This is a genomic window from Streptococcus sp. ELY_137 (assembly GCF_058314515.1).
Genome location: NZ_JBZFUL010000004.1, coordinates 169,268 through 186,820 on the forward strand (window position 1 = coordinate 169,268; position 17,553 = coordinate 186,820).

19 protein-coding genes are annotated in these 17,553 nt (G+C 41.9%); 17 read left to right on the forward strand and 2 right to left on the reverse strand.

Going from position 1 to position 17,553, the window contains the following annotated elements:
* Positions 1-34: 34 nt before the first annotated feature.
* The 14 genes from AC4HAO_RS04850 to groL all read left to right on the forward strand — a co-directional run bounded on the left by AC4HAO_RS04850 (position 35) and on the right by groL (position 11,521).
* Entirely contained in the window at positions 35-430 is a 396-nt protein-coding gene (locus tag AC4HAO_RS04850; protein WP_447452540.1) for a single-stranded DNA-binding protein, read from the forward strand.
* Between the two features lie 195 nt (positions 431-625).
* Positions 626-1,417: a Cof-type HAD-IIB family hydrolase gene (locus tag AC4HAO_RS04855; protein WP_491092788.1), complete on the forward strand. Its 792-nt coding sequence runs from the start codon at positions 626-628 to the stop codon at positions 1,415-1,417.
* An 8-nt stretch (positions 1,418-1,425) separates the two neighbouring features.
* The gene (locus tag AC4HAO_RS04860; RefSeq protein ID WP_491092789.1) at positions 1,426-2,382 is read left to right on the forward strand and encodes a substrate-binding domain-containing protein; all 957 of its coding nucleotides are present in this window, start codon (positions 1,426-1,428) and stop codon (positions 2,380-2,382) included.
* Entirely contained in the window at positions 2,382-3,701 is a 1,320-nt protein-coding gene (locus AC4HAO_RS04865; RefSeq protein ID WP_491092790.1) for a sensor histidine kinase, read from the forward strand. Before AC4HAO_RS04860 ends, AC4HAO_RS04865 begins: the two co-directional genes overlap by 1 nt.
* Positions 3,694-4,365 carry a response regulator gene (locus tag AC4HAO_RS04870; protein WP_491134747.1) on the forward strand — a complete coding sequence of 224 codons (672 nt, stop codon included), beginning with the start codon at positions 3,694-3,696 and terminating at the stop codon, positions 4,363-4,365. The genes AC4HAO_RS04865 and AC4HAO_RS04870 overlap by 8 nt, the downstream gene beginning before the upstream one ends.
* A gap of 4 nt (positions 4,366-4,369) precedes the next feature.
* Complete coding sequence (locus tag AC4HAO_RS04875) at positions 4,370-5,665, forward strand: ABC transporter substrate-binding protein (protein ID WP_491134748.1); 1,296 nt, start codon at positions 4,370-4,372, stop codon at positions 5,663-5,665.
* A gap of 266 nt (positions 5,666-5,931) precedes the next feature.
* Positions 5,932-6,372 (forward strand): PTS sugar transporter subunit IIA, encoded by a 441-nt coding sequence (locus AC4HAO_RS04880; RefSeq protein ID WP_491092792.1) that lies wholly within the window; start codon positions 5,932-5,934, stop codon positions 6,370-6,372.
* Between the two features lie 131 nt (positions 6,373-6,503).
* Positions 6,504-6,998: a PTS sugar transporter subunit IIB gene (locus AC4HAO_RS04885; RefSeq protein WP_447452462.1), complete on the forward strand. Its 495-nt coding sequence runs from the start codon at positions 6,504-6,506 to the stop codon at positions 6,996-6,998.
* Between the two features lie 21 nt (positions 6,999-7,019).
* The gene (locus AC4HAO_RS04890) at positions 7,020-7,160 is read left to right on the forward strand and encodes a hypothetical protein (RefSeq protein WP_491134749.1); all 141 of its coding nucleotides are present in this window, start codon (positions 7,020-7,022) and stop codon (positions 7,158-7,160) included.
* A gap of 251 nt (positions 7,161-7,411) precedes the next feature.
* A complete protein-coding gene (locus tag AC4HAO_RS04895) occupies positions 7,412-8,266 on the forward strand; it encodes a PTS mannose/fructose/sorbose/N-acetylgalactosamine transporter subunit IIC (protein ID WP_447452461.1) in 855 nt (284 codons plus the stop codon).
* Position 8,267: 1 nt separating this feature from the next.
* Positions 8,268-9,104 (forward strand): PTS system mannose/fructose/sorbose family transporter subunit IID, encoded by an 837-nt coding sequence (locus tag AC4HAO_RS04900; protein ID WP_491092794.1) that lies wholly within the window; start codon positions 8,268-8,270, stop codon positions 9,102-9,104.
* 19 nt (positions 9,105-9,123) lie between these two features.
* Positions 9,124-9,420 (forward strand): DUF202 domain-containing protein, encoded by a 297-nt coding sequence (locus AC4HAO_RS04905; RefSeq protein ID WP_447452459.1) that lies wholly within the window; start codon positions 9,124-9,126, stop codon positions 9,418-9,420.
* Positions 9,421-9,538: 118 nt separating this feature from the next.
* A complete protein-coding gene (groES, locus tag AC4HAO_RS04910) occupies positions 9,539-9,823 on the forward strand; it encodes a co-chaperone GroES (protein ID WP_447452458.1) in 285 nt (94 codons plus the stop codon).
* Positions 9,824-9,892: 69 nt separating this feature from the next.
* Positions 9,893-11,521, forward strand: coding sequence for a chaperonin GroEL (groL, locus tag AC4HAO_RS04915; RefSeq protein ID WP_491134750.1), 1,629 nt, complete (start codon positions 9,893-9,895; stop codon positions 11,519-11,521).
* A 617-nt stretch (positions 11,522-12,138) separates the two neighbouring features.
* Here groL and AC4HAO_RS04920 read toward each other — a convergent pair.
* Both AC4HAO_RS04920 and AC4HAO_RS04925 read right to left on the reverse strand, forming a co-directional pair.
* Positions 12,139-12,837: a DUF975 family protein gene (locus AC4HAO_RS04920; protein ID WP_491092796.1), complete on the reverse strand. Its 699-nt coding sequence runs from the start codon at positions 12,835-12,837 to the stop codon at positions 12,139-12,141.
* 314 nt (positions 12,838-13,151) lie between these two features.
* On the reverse strand, positions 13,152-14,045 hold the full coding sequence (locus AC4HAO_RS04925; RefSeq protein WP_491134751.1) for an RluA family pseudouridine synthase: 894 nt from the start codon (positions 14,043-14,045) through the stop codon (positions 13,152-13,154).
* A gap of 68 nt (positions 14,046-14,113) precedes the next feature.
* Here AC4HAO_RS04925 and pbp2a point away from each other — a divergent pair, with 68 nt between their 5' ends.
* The 3 genes from pbp2a (at position 14,114) to secE (ending at position 17,305) form a co-directional block, all read left to right on the forward strand.
* Positions 14,114-16,450: a penicillin-binding protein PBP2A gene (pbp2a, locus tag AC4HAO_RS04930; protein WP_491092798.1), complete on the forward strand. Its 2,337-nt coding sequence runs from the start codon at positions 14,114-14,116 to the stop codon at positions 16,448-16,450.
* 486 nt (positions 16,451-16,936) lie between these two features.
* On the forward strand, positions 16,937-17,089 hold the full coding sequence (gene rpmG, locus AC4HAO_RS04935; RefSeq protein WP_447452962.1) for a 50S ribosomal protein L33: 153 nt from the start codon (positions 16,937-16,939) through the stop codon (positions 17,087-17,089).
* A 27-nt stretch (positions 17,090-17,116) separates the two neighbouring features.
* Positions 17,117-17,305 (forward strand): preprotein translocase subunit SecE, encoded by a 189-nt coding sequence (secE, locus tag AC4HAO_RS04940; RefSeq protein WP_447452961.1) that lies wholly within the window; start codon positions 17,117-17,119, stop codon positions 17,303-17,305.
* Positions 17,306-17,553 lie beyond the last annotated feature (248 nt).

Consider the following 17,553-nt stretch of genomic DNA (forward strand, 5'->3'; position numbering starts at 1 on the left):
CTTTTACGAATAAATAAGGTGAGGAGGTGAAATGATGTATAATAAAGTCATTCTTATCGGCCGCTTAGTTGCTGCCCCCGAGATGATTAAAACATCCTCGGATAAATCAGTTACCCATGTGACTTTGGCTGTTAACCGACGTTTCAAGTCGCAAGACGGTGAGCGTCAGGCGGATTTTATCAATATCGTCTTATGGGGAAAACTAGCTGAAACGCTGGTTTCCTACGCCAACAAGGGCAGTTTGCTGTCTCTTGATGGTGAGATACGCACACGCCGTTACGATAAAGATGGTCAAACTCGCTATGTAACTGAGGTTCTAGCCCAGTCTTTCCAGCTCCTAGAAAGTCGGGCTCAGCGTGCCGTACGTGAAAATAATACGGCTAGTGACTTAGCGGATCTTGTCCTTGAGGAAGAAGAGCTTCCCTTTTAGGTCTGACGTATCCTTATCCTAATACTCAAAGAGTATCAAGCAACTTTCACATCCATATAACTCCAGGGTCTGAAGTAAAACTCCTGCTTCAGGCCTTTTTTGCCTTGGTAAGGAAGAATCTCAAACAAGAAAATGTTATAATAGGAATGATATTAAGAATGCAAACGGATAAAAAACAAAATGGGAGGTCAGCTCATGAAAATTATCTTCAGTGATATTGATGGAACGTTACTTAACCAATATCATGCTGTAACGCCGGCTACACAGGAAGCTATCAGAGCTTGTGTTGCTAAGGGGCTTTATTTTGTACCAGTATCGGCCCGTATGCCAGAAGCTATTCGCCCTATTATGGCAGCAATTGGGGTTAATAGCCCCTTGATCGCTTACAATGGAGCTTTACTTCAGACTGAAGATGGTAGGACTATTGCGTCCAAATCTCTTCCTATGGCAGAGGCGATTGCTATTGCTCAAACGATTGAAAATATAGCTAAGGACTTAGCTTGGAATATTTATTCTTATCAGGATTGGTTCTCCTCTTATCAAGCACACGATTTAGTCGAAAACGAAGAAGTTGTGGTCGGGCTTAAATCGCAAGCAAGCCAGCTTTCTGAACTTACCCATATTCAGGAAGCTCATAAGGTCTTGGTCATGTGCCCGCCAGAAAAAACCGATGCTGTGTTACAAGAACTTAAAAACTCCTATCCCAGCTTATCGATTGCCAAATCTCTGCCCCATTTGATTGAAGTTATGGCAGCTGGTATTGATAAGGGGCAGGCAATCACGGCTCTTTGTGCCTACTATCAAGTCCCTAAAGCTGAAACGATGGCCTTTGGTGACAATTATAATGATTTGGAAATGCTAGAGACAGTGGGTCAAGGAGTTGTTATGGGGAATGCTCCTGAGCCTTTGCAAAAACGTATAGGCAGAGTGACATTGGATCATAACCATGATGGTATTGCTAAAGTTTTAAGAGAAGAAATACTGTAGGTGATGGTTTGAAAAAACGCAAGTTTGTTATGGGAAACTTTCTGTTAGCCTGTATTATTATAGCTATTTCCTATGCCTACTATCAGTACCAGCCAGCTGTTCAGGGGCAAAAAAGGATTGGGGTCACCTTTATGACCATGAACAACAGTTTTTACAGCTATCTCAATTCGCAGATAAAAAAAGTAACCGATGAAAAGGGTGATGTCCTGCTCCTTAGAAATCCTGTATTAAGCAGCGATAAGCAGGCTGAACAGGTGAGAAAATTTGTCCAACAAGATGTCGATGCGCTTATCATCAATCCTGTTAATGGTAATGATAAGCAACTGTTATCGGCTGTAAAACAAGCCAAACGCTCGGGTATTAAAGTAGTGGTAGTCGACAGTCAGCTAGCTGATGATTTGGCTGATACCACAGTGGTATCAGATAACTATCAAGCCGGTGTCATACTAGGCAAACGCTTAATGGTCAGTCAGTCATCGGCTAATATTTACCTCCTGGCTCATGAGGGGACCTATTCAGCAGATGAAAGGCTTCAGGGCTTTAAGGACACTATATCAGGCCGCAAGGATTACCATATTGTCGGAGATGCCAATGCTCAAGGTCAGACGGAGCTAGCTATGCCTCTGACTGCCAAGGCCTTAACGGAGAATCCTCAAATTGACACGATCATGGCGATCAACGATCGCAGTGCTATCGGTGCACTGGCTGCTCAGGAGAACCTCAAACTTTCTCAGTCCAAAATGATCTACAGTGTTGATGGCTCTCCCGATGTTAAATCTCTGATTGCTAGAGGAGACAGCCATTTAGTCAGTGTAGCCCAATTTCCAACCCAGATGGCTGATAAGAGTATTGACGCTGTTTATCAGCTTTTAGAGGGACATGAGGTCAAAAAAAGGATTACCATTCCTGTAAAGCTGGTGGATAAAGACAACATAGCTGATTATAATTTGACGGGGTGGGAATAATGACGAGTCAACGTGTCATAACATTAGCGCGCTACAGTCTTGTTGTACTCAATTTTTTTGCAATTTGGAACATTGGTATGACCTACCTTTTGACGAGTAAATACATTGTAGCCCACAATTTGAGCCAATCCTTGTTAGAAAACTTAGAAATAGTGCCTCAACCTCCTAGTATCGTCTTCTTTCTTTCTCTAGGTCTCTACCTGTGCTTAGTGGGGGTTATCTATTTCAGAGAGCGCCAAGGGCAGGCTAATTTCAATTTAGCAGCTGGATTGATTCTGCTAGAGTTTTTAGTGATGCTAGCAGTTTTCAAGACTCTCCAATATTCTTATAATGGTATTTTTCTGCTAGTGTTTTTAGATATCTTTTTTAGCTTAGACTATACTGTTTTGCAGCGCAAGCGCAGCTGGGCAGCAGTGCTGTTTATGAGTTCGCTTATGCTTCTCATCTCTGATCCAGATGTCTTATCCAGTATTATCAAGATTCCTTCTTTGGACACCTACTTAGAATTTTATTCGGAACAGACACAATTTGGTTTTAAGCTAGTCAAAAACCTTCTCTATTCCTTTAATCTTGTTGCTTTTTTCGGTTCTTTTATTTTTTACATTGTTATTAGTGCCAAGGAACGTCAGGAAATGCAGGAAAAACTGCAGGAAATTGCTAAAATTAATGAGGATCTGAATGCCTACGCAGATCTAACGGAAAAAATTACCGAAGATCGTGAACGCAAGCGGATTTCACGCGAAATCCATGATACCTTAGGTCATGCTTTGACAGGAATTTCGTCGGGAATGGACGCTGTCTCGGTGCTGATTGATTTGAACCCTGATAAGGCTAAGGAACAAGTCGATAAGATGTCTCTAGTCGTGCGCAATAGTATTCAGGATGTCCGTCGCTCTCTTAATAAACTTCGACCGGGGGCTTTGGAAGGTCATACACTGAAAGAAGCACTCAAAAATATGTTGCTGGAGTACCAAAGTTTATCCTCCTTGCAGATTGATTTTGTCTACGACTGGGGAGATGTTGACTTAGATGTCACAACCGAGGACATTATCTTTCGAGCTATTCAGGAGTCGGTCACCAATTCTTTGCGCCACGGTCATGCCAGCATAGTCACTATTCGATGTTATCAGGATGATACCTCTTACCGTATCGTCATTCACGATGATGGCCAAGGATGCGAGCATATCAATATGGGCTATGGTCTTATGCAGATGCGGGAACGGCTCAGCATGGTTGGCGGCCGTATCTCTTATGATGGCAGCCAAGGCTTTTTAACTCATATTACTATACCGAGAATGAAAGGACAAATTCATGATTAAGGTGATGATTGCAGATGATCAGGAGCTGATCCGCGACTCCCTTCAAATTATTCTGTCAGCCCACGAAGATATAGATGTCGTTGGAACGGCTAGCAATGGCTTTGAAGTTTTAGAAGCTATTGCCTCCGAGCGTCCTGATGTTATCTTAATGGATATTCGCATGCCTAAAATGGACGGTGTTATGTGTACTCAGCGGGTAAAAGAACTGTATCCAGATGTTAAAATTATTATCTTGACGACCTTTGATGATGATGATTTTATTTTTAGTGCACTTAAGTTTGGTGCTTCGGGCTACCTCTTAAAGGGAGTATCAACACAGGAGCTTTATAAAGCAATTATTACTGTCTACGATGGCAAATCTATGCTCAATCCAGATATTGCAACTAAGGTGTTTAAGCTGTTCTCGCAGATGGCCCAATCAAATTTGAGTATTCAGGTAGAAGATGATCAGGTAGCTGATTTATCTAAAGCTGAATGGCGAATTATCCAGCAAGTTGGGTTTGGCTTGTCCAATAAAGAAATTGCGACAAAACTTTATCTGTCAGAAGGGACCATTCGCAACTATCTATCTAATATCCTCTCCAAACTTTCCCTGCGTGACCGAACCCAGCTGGCTATTTGGGCTGTTCAAACAGGTGCGACAACCAGAAATTTTGAGGATTAGATATATGGTAAAACATAAGTGGAAGAAGCTTCACTGGCAGATGTTGCTGCTGCTTTCCCTCCTTTTAGGGGTGGTCAGCCTGATTTACTGGAGCCGTTTTCATACTGTTCACTTGGAGTTGGGACTCTATACAGATAGCAGTTGGAATGTCCCCAGTGATGAAGGGACTCGCTTGATGGATCATGTTATTGCTAGGTTTGAAAAGGAGCACCCTAATGTTGAGGTGACTTATGAAAGCGGTATTGATAAGGATGATTATGCTGACTGGCTGTCAGACAAGATCGTTCTAGGGCAGACACCTGATATCTTTATGGTTCCTGATGGCAATTTTAGCTCTTTAGCTCAAAACCAGACTCTTCTCAATCTCAGCCCCTATTTTAAGAAGCTCAATACCAATGATTTTTATCAATCCAGTCTCAAAGCTGGTCAATACCGAGGCAAAAGTTATGGTCTGCCCTATGAAAATAATGTCATGATGCTTTGTATTAACAAGGATTTACTCAAGCAGGCGGGTGTCAGGATTCCTGAAGAAGGTTGGGACTTGGAAGAGTTTTATCAGCTGTGTAAAAGGTTGACTAAGGATAGTGATGGGGATGGTAATCTTGACCAATTTGGAGTGACCGAATACAGTTGGCGGGATGCAGTATCAGCCTACGGGCTGTCTATTTTCGCCGCTGACAACTCACAAAAAGTCTCCATCAACAATCCCCAAATCAAATCGGCACTAGACTATTATACTAAGCTGGATAAGCTATCTGGAACAACCAAATTGACCTCAAAAGATTTTGATAAAGGGAATGTAGCCTTTATGCCCATGACTCTGGCGGAATATCGGACCTATAAACCTTACCCTTATCATGTTGCCAAATATTCCTCTTTTGAGTGGACCTGTGTTCGCATGCCCGTAAAATCCTCCAGAGTAATTCCTAATCAGCTCCAGACCTCCCTTTTTGGAATTTCATCTAAGAGCGGTCATAAAAGTCTAGCTTGGGAATTTATGAAACTTTTGGTTGAGAATGAACATCAGAGCCAACTAATGAAGAATTCTCCTGGAGCCTCTGTGAAGAAATCCGTGGTAACAAGCAGTTCTATGACTAAGCTTTTTAATCAGGGTAGCCTCGGTGGTAACGCTCTTACTACCGACAATTTGACAGCTATGCTCTCACACTCGCGTGTTGAACCTCGCTCTCTAACCACCCAGGAGATATTAGACAAGGCTGATTACCTCATAGCTCAGTCCATATCGGAGGACAGCTTGGACGATGATTTACAGGCAATTCAGGATAAGCTGAACCAGTAGGCAAAAACTAGACTAATCTCCAATAATTAAAACCAATTAAAAACGCTCGTTCAATGAGGGACTGCGGCCTATTAGCAGCGTAAGTAAACTACAAATAAAAGTGTTGGGAAGACAAGCGTCTTAGAATCTTGTCTTCCCAACACTTTTTCTTTTTAAGTGACAAATGTCATTGCACGAGTGACAAGTGTTAATCGTATGATGTGACAAACAACAATGTAAAAGCGTTTCCAATTTTTGTAAAATAAAGACAATAAAAGGAGGGTCTTATGAAGTATCTGGTGTTAGTCAGTCACGGTGGCTTGGCCGAGGGATTGAAAACCTCGTTGGCCATGTTTGCTGGCGATAAGATTGATCAAGTTCTAGCTTTTGGTCTGCAGAATGGTAAGTCAGTTGATGACTTTGCTAGTCAAATCAAGGAAGGCTTGGAAGCTCAGACAAATGAGCAGGATGAGTTTGTTGTCCTAGCGGATATTGTCGGCGGTAGTCCCCTGACAACATTCCTAAATGTTTTGGCCGAAAAAGGAAAATTGGATACAGCGCTGGTCATTGGCGGAATGAACTTAACAGCGGCTCTAACAGCTGTTGTCATGAAGGATATGCTGGAAGGGGAAGCTCTGGCAGAAAATATTCTATCGGAAGCTTCAACAGCTCTTCAGCAATTCCAAGTATCTGGTGATGATGATGCTGACGACGATGATGACATTTAGTTAGTAGTGCTTGATGGTCAACTTCAAGTCTTTCTAGCTGGTAAAAATGCTATATTTAGCAATTTTGCTAACCATTTTATTGTAATTATAACTAGCCTTAGGCTAAATTTATTTTAAGAGGAGAGAAGAACATGTCAATTTCATTTGTTCGTATCGATGACCGTATGATTCACGGTCAAACTGTAACACGTTGGGCAAAAGAGTACCCATGCGATGGGTTGATTGCGGTAAATGACGCAGCTGCCAATAATAAGGTATTAATCCAAGCTTACAAGGGAGCATCGGATAAGAAAACTTTTGTTTGGACCAAAGAAGCTTTTGCGCAAAAATCTAAAAAAGTAACAGATTCTGACAGCCGCTACTTCCTTATCGCTAAGAATCCTATCGATATGAAGGAAATTTTGGTGGATCAAGGCTTTGTACCAGATGATATTAAAGAAATTATTGTCGGTCCAGCTAATGATCGCCCCGGTGCTGTCAAACTTGGTAACAACCAGTCAATCACTCAAGAAGAGGCCGATGCTATTGAAGAGATTGAGAAAGCTGGTTACAAGGTGAAATTCCAGCTCCTACCAGATGTTTCTATCGGCTACTGGTCAGACTTTAAATCACAATTTGGTTATTAACGTAGAAGGCTTGTCTAGGTTTTGAAATACTGGGTAAACTACGGCAATCGTTATGATGGCTTACCTATCTACCTTACTAACTTTGTAGAAACTGCCTATAAGCAGTTTTGTCTGGTGATAAAGAGAAAGGCGATTGTCGCCAGTTTTCTCGTAACGTCTTAGCATCTTGTTAACTGAACACGGGCTAAAATCCTAGTAAAAAAGATAAACGTCCTTGTGTCTTTACGACACAGCGTCCGTTTCCTATTTTTTATACAGATTTCTTCATGCCCTTTGTATCTTGCTAATTGAACACGAGCTGCGAGCTGTGTCAAAAAGACAGCTTCTCCTAGAGTCCTGCGACTCTTCGTCGAACCTGCTATTTTGCCTTTGCTCGCTAACGCTCTTAGTATCTTAAATAAAGGAGAAATATTATGACAATTTCTTGGTTACAAGCAGCCATTCTTGGCTTGTTTGCCTGTTTGTCTTCCATGCCTGGCCTCGGTGGTACCACCATTGGTAACTACACTTTAGGTCGTCCCTTAGTCGGAGGTCTGGTCTGTGGCCTGATCCTTGGAGACCTTAAAACAGGTATCGTTTGTGGGGTTGCTATGCAGCTTGTTTATATCGCCTTGGTAACACCTGGTGGTACTGTATCAGCTGATGTTCGTGCGGTATCTTATATTGGTATTCCTTTGGCGATGGTTGCTATTCACTCACAAGGACTGTCAGCTAATTCAGCTGATGCAGCTAATCTTGCAAAATCAATGGGGACCTTGGTAGGTACTATTGGTACCGTGCTTTTCTACGGAACAGCTACTATGAACCTGGTATGGCAGCACATCGGCTGGAGAGCTGTTGAAAAGAGAGATTATAAAAAACTGTACGCAGTAGACTGGGGCCTTCCTTGGGTCTCCCATATCATCTTTTCATTCATTCCGACGCTAATTATGTGTAAACTAGGAGCAAGCGCAGTTACGGCGTTGAAAGAAGCACTGCCATTGGACGGTATTCCAATGAAGACCCTCTTTACGGTAGGTTCCTTGCTCCCATGTGTAGGGATTGCTATTCTTTTGAAACAAATTGTTGATAAGGCAGTTGACTTTATCCCATTCTTTGTTGGATTTACCCTTGCAGCATCATTGGGATTGAACTTGGTATCATGTGCAGTCATTTCCCTTATCTTTGCGGTCTTGTTCTATGAACTAGAAATGGCTAAAAACGCTAAGGCTACAGCAGTAGCTGGTGCAGATAATCTAGAATTTGATGACGATGAGGAGGATATCTAAGATGGCTCAAAAGAAAATTTCAAAGAAAACACTAACTAAATCCTTCCATCATTGGTATTATGGGAACTTAACCTGCTTCTCACAAGAGCATATGCAGACCTTTGGTTACCTAACCTCTATGCTGCCAATCGTTGAAGAGCTTTACGATAATGAAGATGATAAAGCGCGTTCTATGCAGACCTATACGGCCTTCTTCAATACAGAACCACAACTTGGTTCCCTTATTGTTGGGGTAACAGCTGGCTTGGAAGAAGCTCGTGCGAATGGTTCAGATGGTGTTGATGATGAAACTATCAATGGTCTACGTGCTGGTTTGATGGGACCCGTTGCTGGTATCGGTGATTCCCTTGTTGTCGGTACTTTGATTCCAATTATCTTAGGGATTGCCCTTGGCTTGTCAACTGGCGGTTCGCCGGTCGGTGCGATATTCTATATTGTGGTTTGGAATCTCTTAGCCTACTTTGGTATGCGTTTTGCCTACTTCAAGGGTTATGAACTTGGGGATAAGGCAGTTGAAGTTTTGGTTGGCCCCCAAGGACAAGCTATCCGTAAAGCCGTAGCTATTGTTGGTGGTATGGTTGTCGGTGCTGTAGCTGCAACTTGGGTTCCTATTAAAACAGCCTTTGAATTGAAGAATTCTTCTGGAAAAGCTTTCTTAGTGTTGCAAGACCAGTTGGATGGTGTTTATCCAGGCTTGTTAACAGCTTTAATTACCGTTTTCTGCTGGTGGTTGATGGCTAAGAAAAATATGTCGCCAATTAAAGTTATGCTGCTCTTAGTAGTTCTTGCTCTTGTTGGTGTCCTGACAGGCTTCTTCGATCCAGGATTAAAATACTAAATCAAAAAATGGAGCGCTTATGCTGACAGAAAAAGAATTTATCACCGGTTATGAGAAGGAGATTGCCTACCAAAAGCATATGATTGAAAATCTAGGACGTTGGTTTACGCTGATGTTTCTCATCGCTAGCATTGGTATCATCTTAGTTTATCTGCTTTCAGCATATCTCGTCGTTCGTATTATCGGTATTGTCCTGATTATCTTGGGAGTATTAGGAATGCTGCTCTTTGGCTACGGTATTTACAAGGGGCGCCTTAATGTCCAAAAAGTTATCGATGACTTTGAAGAAAAGATGACTCGGGCAAAAGCAAAATAAAACAAAAACTTTGTCGGAAGACAGAGTTTTTTCTTGACTATTTTTGACCAAATGATACAATGATAAGTGTAATTAGCACTCAAGATATTAGAGTGCTAAAAAATATTGGAGGTTTATTATGTTGAAGCCATTAGGTGATCGTATTGTTGTAAAATTTGAAGAAGTAGAAGAAACGACAGCAAGTGGTTTTGTTTTAGCAGGCGGCTCTCATGAAGCCACTAAAACAGCGACTGTTGTAGCCGTTGGTCAGGGTAGTCGCACCTTGACAGGAGAACTCGTTGCTCCAAGCGTTTCTGCGGGTGATAAAGTACTCGTTGAAAATGGAGCTGGTCTTGACGTCAAAGACGGTGATGACAAGGTCTCAATCATTCGTGAAGCAGATATTTTAGCTGTATTAGCCTAATCGGCTAGCTGCCCCATGTCTGTAATAATTTTATAAATAGAAACTTTAGAAAGTAGGAAAGTAACTATTATGGCAAAAGATATTAAATTTTCAGCCGATGCCCGTTCTGCTATGGTGCGCGGGGTTGATGCGCTGGCAGATACTGTTAAGGTAACGCTTGGCCCTAAAGGTCGTAATGTTGTTTTGGAAAAATCCTTTGGTTCACCCTTGATTACGAATGACGGTGTAACTATTGCTAAGGAAATCGAACTAGAAGACCATTTTGAAAACATGGGGGCCAAATTAGTTTCAGAAGTTGCTTCAAAAACTAATGATATTGCAGGTGACGGAACAACTACAGCCACTGTTTTAACCCAAGCCATCGTTCGCGAAGGGCTTAAAAATGTAACAGCAGGAGCTAACCCAATCGGTATCCGTCGCGGTATCGAAAGAGCTGTTTCAACAGCTGTTGAAGGCTTAAAAGCTATCGCTCAACCAGTTTCTGGTAAAGAAGCTATTGCGCAAGTTGCTGCTGTATCTTCACGTTCTGAAAAAGTTGGTGAATACATTTCAGAAGCTATGGAAAAAGTTGGCAATGACGGTGTCATCACCATTGAAGAGTCCCGTGGTATGGAAACTGAATTGGACGTTGTTGAAGGGATGCAATTTGATCGCGGTTACCTTTCTCAATACATGGTAACCGATAATGAAAAGATGGTTGCTGATCTGGATAATCCTTATATCTTGATTACCGATAAGAAAATTTCAAATATCCAAGATGTTCTTCCTCTTTTAGAAGAAGTACTTAAAACCAGCCGCCCGCTCTTGATTATCGCAGACGATGTTGATGGAGAAGCTTTACCTACATTGGTTCTAAATAAGATTCGCGGAACCTTTAATGTTGTTGCGGTTAAAGCACCAGGTTTTGGTGATCGCCGCAAGGCTATGTTGGAAGATATTGCTGTTTTGACTGGTGGTACTGTCATTACCGAAGACCTTGGTCTGGAACTCAAGGATGCCAGCATTGCTTCTCTTGGTCAGGCTGCTAAAATCACTATTGACAAAGATTCAACAGTGATTGTTGAAGGAGCTGGCGAAGCCTCTGCCATTACAGAGCGTGTCAACTTGATCAAATCACAATTGGAAACAACAACATCAGACTTTGATCGTGAAAAATTGCAAGAACGGTTGGCAAAATTATCTGGCGGTGTTGCAGTTATCAAGGTTGGTGCTGCGACTGAAACAGAATTAAAAGAAATGAAACTTCGCATTGAAGACGCCCTTAATGCAACCCGCGCTGCCGTTGAAGAAGGTATCGTTGCCGGTGGTGGTACAGCCCTTGTTAATGTCATTGAAAAAGTTGCCTCTCTTGATGTGAAAGGGGATGAAGCAACTGGCCGTAACATTGTTCTGCGTGCGCTTGAAGAACCCGTTCGTCAAATTGCCCGTAACGCTGGCTATGAAGGTTCCGTTATCATCGAAAAACTTAAAGCTAGCGCTGTTGGTACAGGCTTTAATGCAGCCGATGGAAGCTGGGTAGATATGGTTGAAGCAGGAATCATTGATCCTGTCAAAGTTAGCCGTTCGGCCCTGCAAAATGCAGCTTCTGTTGCTAGCCTCATTCTAACAACTGAAGCTGTTGTCGCTGATCACCCAGAAGAGTCATCAGCACCGGCAGCACCAGCTATGGATCCAGGTATGATGGGTGGCATGATGTAATAGAGACAACCTATCTAAGTAGCAAAGGAGCTGGCTGGTTAAGAGAGTGGGACTCAATCAGTAAATCGAGGTAAAATCACGATTTTGATTTTCCTCGCTCTCTTATTTTAAGGCTCAGGGCTCTGCCACTTTCCTGTTTTTAGGTGGCAGGCTTTGGCAGTCTATCCCCAGACTGTTGGAGCTATCACTTAGGTGGTAGTTAAACAGTCCAGTGGACTGTTTAAGGAGTCGCCTAAAGATAGGGAAGCGCCCCAAGATAAGGACCGCCAATCAGCAGCGGTTCATTGAAGATAAAGCACCTAATGAACTGTGTGGGAGTAAGACTTGTTGGCTATACCAACAAGTCTTACTCCCAACCACTGCGTCGATCTGGTAAATCTAGGATAATGCTAATGGATCTGGATTTTTGTCCCAGACTCTTCTTGCTAACTCTAAAGAGACAGTGTTATCAGCTGTCTCTTTTTTGTACTGTAACGTTAAAGGCTTTCTAGCTATCATAATTGGCTGAAAGATTAGGCTGGCTTGCTATGATGAATGAATTATATTCCTCACTAACTTATAAAAATGGAAGGCTCATCTGAACCTTCCGTTTTTTCTTTTCAATATGGGAGTAGCTTTTAATCCGTTAGAGCAGCTGGATTTTGACCAATGAGAGTCCGGTAGAACTCAGCATGTGTCGCTAGGATGTAAGGGTAGAGCCAGAGATAGCCGATTCCAAGGGTTAGGGTTGCTAAGAGCCACCAACCAAGAAAACTGAGATCAAGGACGAAAAGTTCCCATTTGTGTCCCTTCATCAAATGCTTGGATCTGGTGATGGCTTCGGTAGCTGTTAGTTTTTTTCCTTGTCGTTTAAGATCATCAACGATATAGATAGACATAGCATAAGAGTAAGCTTTGATGATGCCAGGGATAATGAGGAGCAAAGTCCAAAGTAGTATGAAGATATATTGAAGAATCCAAGTCAGAATAAAGGACCAAATACGACCTTCTGTAAATCCTGCGAAGACGCTGGCAAGAATATTTTCGTCCTTACGATTATCAATCAAATGAAGAAAGCCTAGAATAGTACTGGCAGCAATCAAGCCAAGGAATAGGCCGCCGGTTTGTACCAAAGGTGAAGCATAAAAAGTGACATGTATACCAGTAATAAGACCATTATGGTGAGTCATCAATTCCTTTGTGGTTAGGATATCATGGATGCTATCCGTTTGAAGAAAAATCTGAATAAGCCAAACGATAGCAACGACCCCGATAGCCCATTTCCAATTGCCAGAAAGCTTTTGTTTAGCTCGAGATTTTAATTCACTTCGTTTCATGGTAATTTCCTTTGTATTAGTTTATCGATACAATGATTATATACTGTTTTCCTAAATTTGTAAAGAGATCTTATGAAAAATATGTGCTGGAACAAAATATCCTAGCATAGGATGTATATTATGATAATAAAGTAATAAAATCATTACCAATTCCGATAATTCAGGCTGCTAGCCTATCGAAGTTTCCATTAGAGCTTACAAGGGATAATCAATAATGGAGAGGCTACCAAATTAAAAGAATCCAAGTAATCAAGGAGCTTTAACTCTCCTATACGGCGGCTTTGCAGCCTCTTACAGTTTTAACTATAAACTCTCTAGGGAAATTTGGGAGGAGCATGATACTTTCTATCGTGTAGTCCTTGTTCAAAGCTTGCTGATTTGGCTTTAAACGTCAGAATTTCTGCTGTAAAGGGATGGGTAAAACTGAGCTGGTAAGCGTGAAGCATCAGTCGCCCCTTGGGATGCCTATGATAAAGTGGATCACCAATGAGGGGATGATCGTGATAGGCTAGATGGACACGAATTTGATGGGTTCGTCCAGTTTCTAGCCGACAGTCAACAAGAGTCTGATTGGGAAAGCTCTTGAGTTTAGTGACATGAGTAATAGCCCCTTGGCCTGTCTGGGGACTAACGATACGCTTTCTGCGGTCATGTCGATCTCGTCCAATCTTATCAGTATAAGTGACTTTCTTTTGCCTAAATCCCCCCTGAACCAAAGCCCAGTAATGACGACTAATCTTTTTATCTTCTAATAATCGATTAAGAATGGGTAGTACAAAAGGATTTTTAGCAAAAAGCACCAAGCCGCTAGTTTCCTTATCCAAGCGATGGACGACATAGCAGGTTTGCCCAGCGTAGGCAGACACATGGTTGAGTAAGGCCACCTCATCAGGGGCATTGCCGTGGGTTTTCATTCCTTCGGGTTTATTAACGATAATCAGATGTTCATCTTGATAGCAGCAGTCGACTAGCTCTTTTTGACCTAGGGGAATTTCTTTTTTAGGGTAGTCGTCTTGGTCAAAAATCACATCAATATAATCTCCAGCTTGAACAGGGCTCTGCCAGTTGATGCTATTTCCATTGACAAACAGATGCTTCTTCGTCCGTAGAAAGTGACGTATTTTGCGGGGAACTAACCAGTGTTCCTCCAGCAATCCTTTGACTGTTGTCTGGGGGAAAGAGGGCGGTAGAGTAATTCGGAATTTCATGCTTTTGATTTTAGCACAAATCGCATTTTCTCTCTAGGTTTTTGAAGGAAACTTGCTATAATAGGGCTATGAAGTTTTTAGAGATAATCAAACAGCAGGCTCGTCAATTGAAAACGAAGCTGCTGAATAGAAACAAGAATAAAGAAAAACCTTCAAGGAAGCCGTCTGACAGTCAAGCTGGTGATGAAATGAGCATGACCCAGCGCTTGGAGTCAGTACCTGTTCATGAAAGCGAGTACCATCGCAGTCAAGGCCACCATCAGAGTCACCTAGACAGGCTGATTGAAAAATATCCTAAACTCGCTTTTCTCAAGGTCATCATCCCAGATAAACAATCTTGGATTCGCCGTTTTTGGCGTCGCTACCAGATTAACAAGATTTTGGCCATTGGAGCTAGTATCTTTGTTCTTTTTACAGCGGCCTATCTTTTTTATCTAGCCAAAACAACTAATGTATCTGACTTACAGGATGCTTTGAAATCTTCAACGGTTATTTATGATAAAGAAGGTCAGCAAGCTGGTAACCTGATGGGGAATAAGGGAACCTATGTTGAATTAGATGCTATCTCTGATGATTTAGAAAAAGCTGTCATTGCAACCGAGGATCGCAGTTTCTATAAGAATCACGGTATTAATTATAAGCGCTTTTTCTTAGCTGTTCTAACTGCCGGAAAATTCGGAGGAGGCTCAACAATTACCCAGCAGTTAGCCAAGAATGCTTACCTGACTCAGGAACAGACTGTTACGCGGAAGGCTAAGGAATTTTTCCTAGCAGTAGAGCTCAATAAGAAATATTCCAAAAACCAAATTTTAACTATGTATCTCAACAATGCCTACTTTGGCAATGGTGTATGGGGAGTTGAGGATGCCAGTCAGAAATATTTTGGAACCAGTGCTGCTGATTTGACTGTTGATGAAGCGGCAACTTTGGCGGGAATGTTGAAAGGCCCAGAGATTTATAATCCGCTTTATTCAGCTGATAATGCTACCAACCGACGCGATACTGTCCTGCAAAACATGGTTAATGCTGGCTATTTGACACAAGCTGATGCAAAATCATATAGGGGCGTTGATATATCCAGCCGCCTTAGTGATACCTATGCGGGCAAGGCTGAGGAGTATAATTATCCCTCTTATTTTGATGCTGTAGTCAACGAAGCTATTGATAAATACGGGATATCGGAGAAAGATATTCTTAATAATGGCTATAAGATCTACACTGAATTGGATACCAACTATCAAGATGGAATGCAAACAGTCTATGCTCAAACGGCCAATTTTCCTACCTCACCTTATGATGGCTCAACAGCTCAGTCTGCCAGTGTAGCTATCGACCCATCGACCGGCGGTGTCCGCAGTCTAGTTGGACGTCTCGGCTCGACGGATGATCCCACCTTTAGATCCTATAACTATGCTACTCAGTCATCGCGCAGTCCAGGATCAACGATTAAGCCTCTGGTTGTATATTCACCAGCTGTAGCCGAAGGTTATGATATTGATGAGGAGCTTCCTAATACTGTTCAGGATTATAATGGTTATGCTCCTTCTAACTACGGCGGTATTGAGACGGAAAGTGTTCCTATGTATCAGGCATTGGCCAATTCCTATAATATTCCAGCTGTTCATCTGCTGAACGAAATGGGAGTCAGCACGGCTTTTGATTATGGTAAAAAATTTGGTCTCAATATGGATAATGTGCCTAAAAACCTAGGTGTTGCCCTTGGTGGCAGTGTCACAACTAACCCATTAGAAATGGCTCAAGCATACTCCACTTTTGCTAATGGTGGGGTTATGAATGAAGCCCACTTTATCACTAAGATTGAGACGGCCTCAGGTAAGCCCGTCGTCGAGTATAAGAAAGCTTCATCTCGCGTTATTAGTAAGTCTGTCAGCAACAAGATGACTAGTATGATGCTGGGGACTTTTTCCAACGGGACAGCTGTCAGTGCTAATGCCTATGGCTATACTATGGCTGGGAAAACAGGGACTACTGAAACCAACTTTGACGAAAACTTGATCAGTGATGAATGGGTTATCGGTTATACACCTGATGTGGTCATTGCTCAGTGGATGGGCTTTGAGCATACGGACGAAAATCATTATATTGTTGATGAATATGGAACTTCTGACAATGTCTTTAGCCAAGTATCGAGTTACATTCTACCCTACACCAAGGGGACAGAATTTTCTCAAGAGAATGCCTATTTATCGGATGGTCAGGATCTAACCTACGATGCTAATAATGAAGATAGCAGCGCCAATGCGGATGAATCTAAAGGGATTATTGATCAAATTGGTGATGCGGCCGAAGATGCCAAAGACAAGGTTGGTCAGGCCGTCGATGATTCTGGTATTGTAGATAAAGCTAAGGATGCTTGGAATACCTTCAAAGGCTGGCTCCAATAAATGATCTTATCTTTTTTCGCAATGGAGATACATTAACGAGAGAGTAGGGAGACCACTATGATGTTAGTGCTATCGCCTGCAAAATCGGGAATGAATCAGGCATCTGCCAGAGTCTAGCTAGCATTCGTAAATTATATAACACATAAAATGATCTATAAGCAATCAATCATTCGAAGCGTTTGTTTTCTTATTTTAAGGTGGATACCCGAGAGCTAAGTTGTTTCCAGTTAAGGACCTCCACAGTACGTCGTGGGTGCCAAAGTACCAACTGTGTAGGAGTAAGAACAGATCTTGTTCCCCTTATGTTGTCTGATGCTTTTATATACATTCAAAAGGGCTGGACTTTTTGTTTCAGCCTCTTTGTTGATTTAGTCGCTGATTTTATCTAAGCTGCAGTTGATCAGATAGTTTAGGCTCAGATAAACTTATTAACTTGATTGAAATCCTAATTCATGCTACAATAGGTGGGATTAAAACGGAGGACTTATGGCGCAGAAAAAAGCAAGCCTAGCCTGTTCGGAATGTGGTTCGCGCAATTATTCAATCAGCATAAGCAGTAACCCTAAACCGACACGCTTAGAGGTCAATAAATATTGCAAACACTGTCAAAAATACACCTTGCACAAAGAAACACGCTAACAGTTTAGCAAAAGAGAGGGAATTATCGTGAAATTTTTAGCTGGAATTTTTCAAATCTTAGAACAAACAAATTGGCCAACTCCTAAACAACGCTGGATTGACTTTTTCGCAATTTTGGAGTATACGGCTTTCTTCACTGCAATTATCTACGCTTTTGATTTTGTTCTTCGCTGGGGAATGTCCTATCTTCTTACTCAGGTGACTCTACCCTTCTAAGATATATATAGTGTGAATCTCCCTGTAGGTGTCTGCTTTGCAGATGCCTTTTTGTATACTCAAAAACTAGCAAAAGTGGTCAGAACAAAGATATCTCAAGTTTGGATTATATATGACACAGTGGTTGTTTTATTCCAACTGTTGGCAAAAATTACCTTCTAAATCGTAATAATCGTCACCAGGTTCAACTAAAAAGGGAAGATGAATCCTATCCACACGATTTTCAAGCTCGAAAGATCCTCTGGAAC

What these genes read in the sequence shown, in the direction of transcription:
- AC4HAO_RS04905 (WP_447452459.1), top strand. Translation starts at nt 9,124, where the DNA reads ATGCTGACAGAAAAAGAATTTATCACCGGTTATGAGAAGGAGATTGCC.
- AC4HAO_RS04865 (WP_491092790.1), top strand. Translation starts at nt 2,382, where the DNA reads ATGACGAGTCAACGTGTCATAACATTAGCGCGCTACAGTCTTGTTGTA.
- groL (WP_491134750.1), top strand. Translation starts at nt 9,893, where the DNA reads ATGGCAAAAGATATTAAATTTTCAGCCGATGCCCGTTCTGCTATGGTG.
- groES (WP_447452458.1), top strand. Translation starts at nt 9,539, where the DNA reads ATGTTGAAGCCATTAGGTGATCGTATTGTTGTAAAATTTGAAGAAGTA.
- AC4HAO_RS04900 (WP_491092794.1), top strand. Translation starts at nt 8,268, where the DNA reads ATGGCTCAAAAGAAAATTTCAAAGAAAACACTAACTAAATCCTTCCAT.
- AC4HAO_RS04885 (WP_447452462.1), top strand. Translation starts at nt 6,504, where the DNA reads ATGTCAATTTCATTTGTTCGTATCGATGACCGTATGATTCACGGTCAA.
- AC4HAO_RS04875 (WP_491134748.1), top strand. Translation starts at nt 4,370, where the DNA reads ATGGTAAAACATAAGTGGAAGAAGCTTCACTGGCAGATGTTGCTGCTG.
- pbp2a (WP_491092798.1), top strand. Translation starts at nt 14,114, where the DNA reads ATGAAGTTTTTAGAGATAATCAAACAGCAGGCTCGTCAATTGAAAACG.
- AC4HAO_RS04850 (WP_447452540.1), top strand. Translation starts at nt 35, where the DNA reads ATGTATAATAAAGTCATTCTTATCGGCCGCTTAGTTGCTGCCCCCGAG.
- AC4HAO_RS04895 (WP_447452461.1), top strand. Translation starts at nt 7,412, where the DNA reads ATGACAATTTCTTGGTTACAAGCAGCCATTCTTGGCTTGTTTGCCTGT.
- rpmG (WP_447452962.1), top strand. Translation starts at nt 16,937, where the DNA reads ATGGCGCAGAAAAAAGCAAGCCTAGCCTGTTCGGAATGTGGTTCGCGC.
- AC4HAO_RS04855 (WP_491092788.1), top strand. Translation starts at nt 626, where the DNA reads ATGAAAATTATCTTCAGTGATATTGATGGAACGTTACTTAACCAATAT.
- AC4HAO_RS04880 (WP_491092792.1), top strand. Translation starts at nt 5,932, where the DNA reads ATGAAGTATCTGGTGTTAGTCAGTCACGGTGGCTTGGCCGAGGGATTG.
- AC4HAO_RS04870 (WP_491134747.1), top strand. Translation starts at nt 3,694, where the DNA reads ATGATTAAGGTGATGATTGCAGATGATCAGGAGCTGATCCGCGACTCC.
- AC4HAO_RS04925 (WP_491134751.1), bottom strand. Translation starts at nt 14,045, where the DNA reads ATGAAATTCCGAATTACTCTACCGCCCTCTTTCCCCCAGACAACAGTC.
- AC4HAO_RS04920 (WP_491092796.1), bottom strand. Translation starts at nt 12,837, where the DNA reads ATGAAACGAAGTGAATTAAAATCTCGAGCTAAACAAAAGCTTTCTGGC.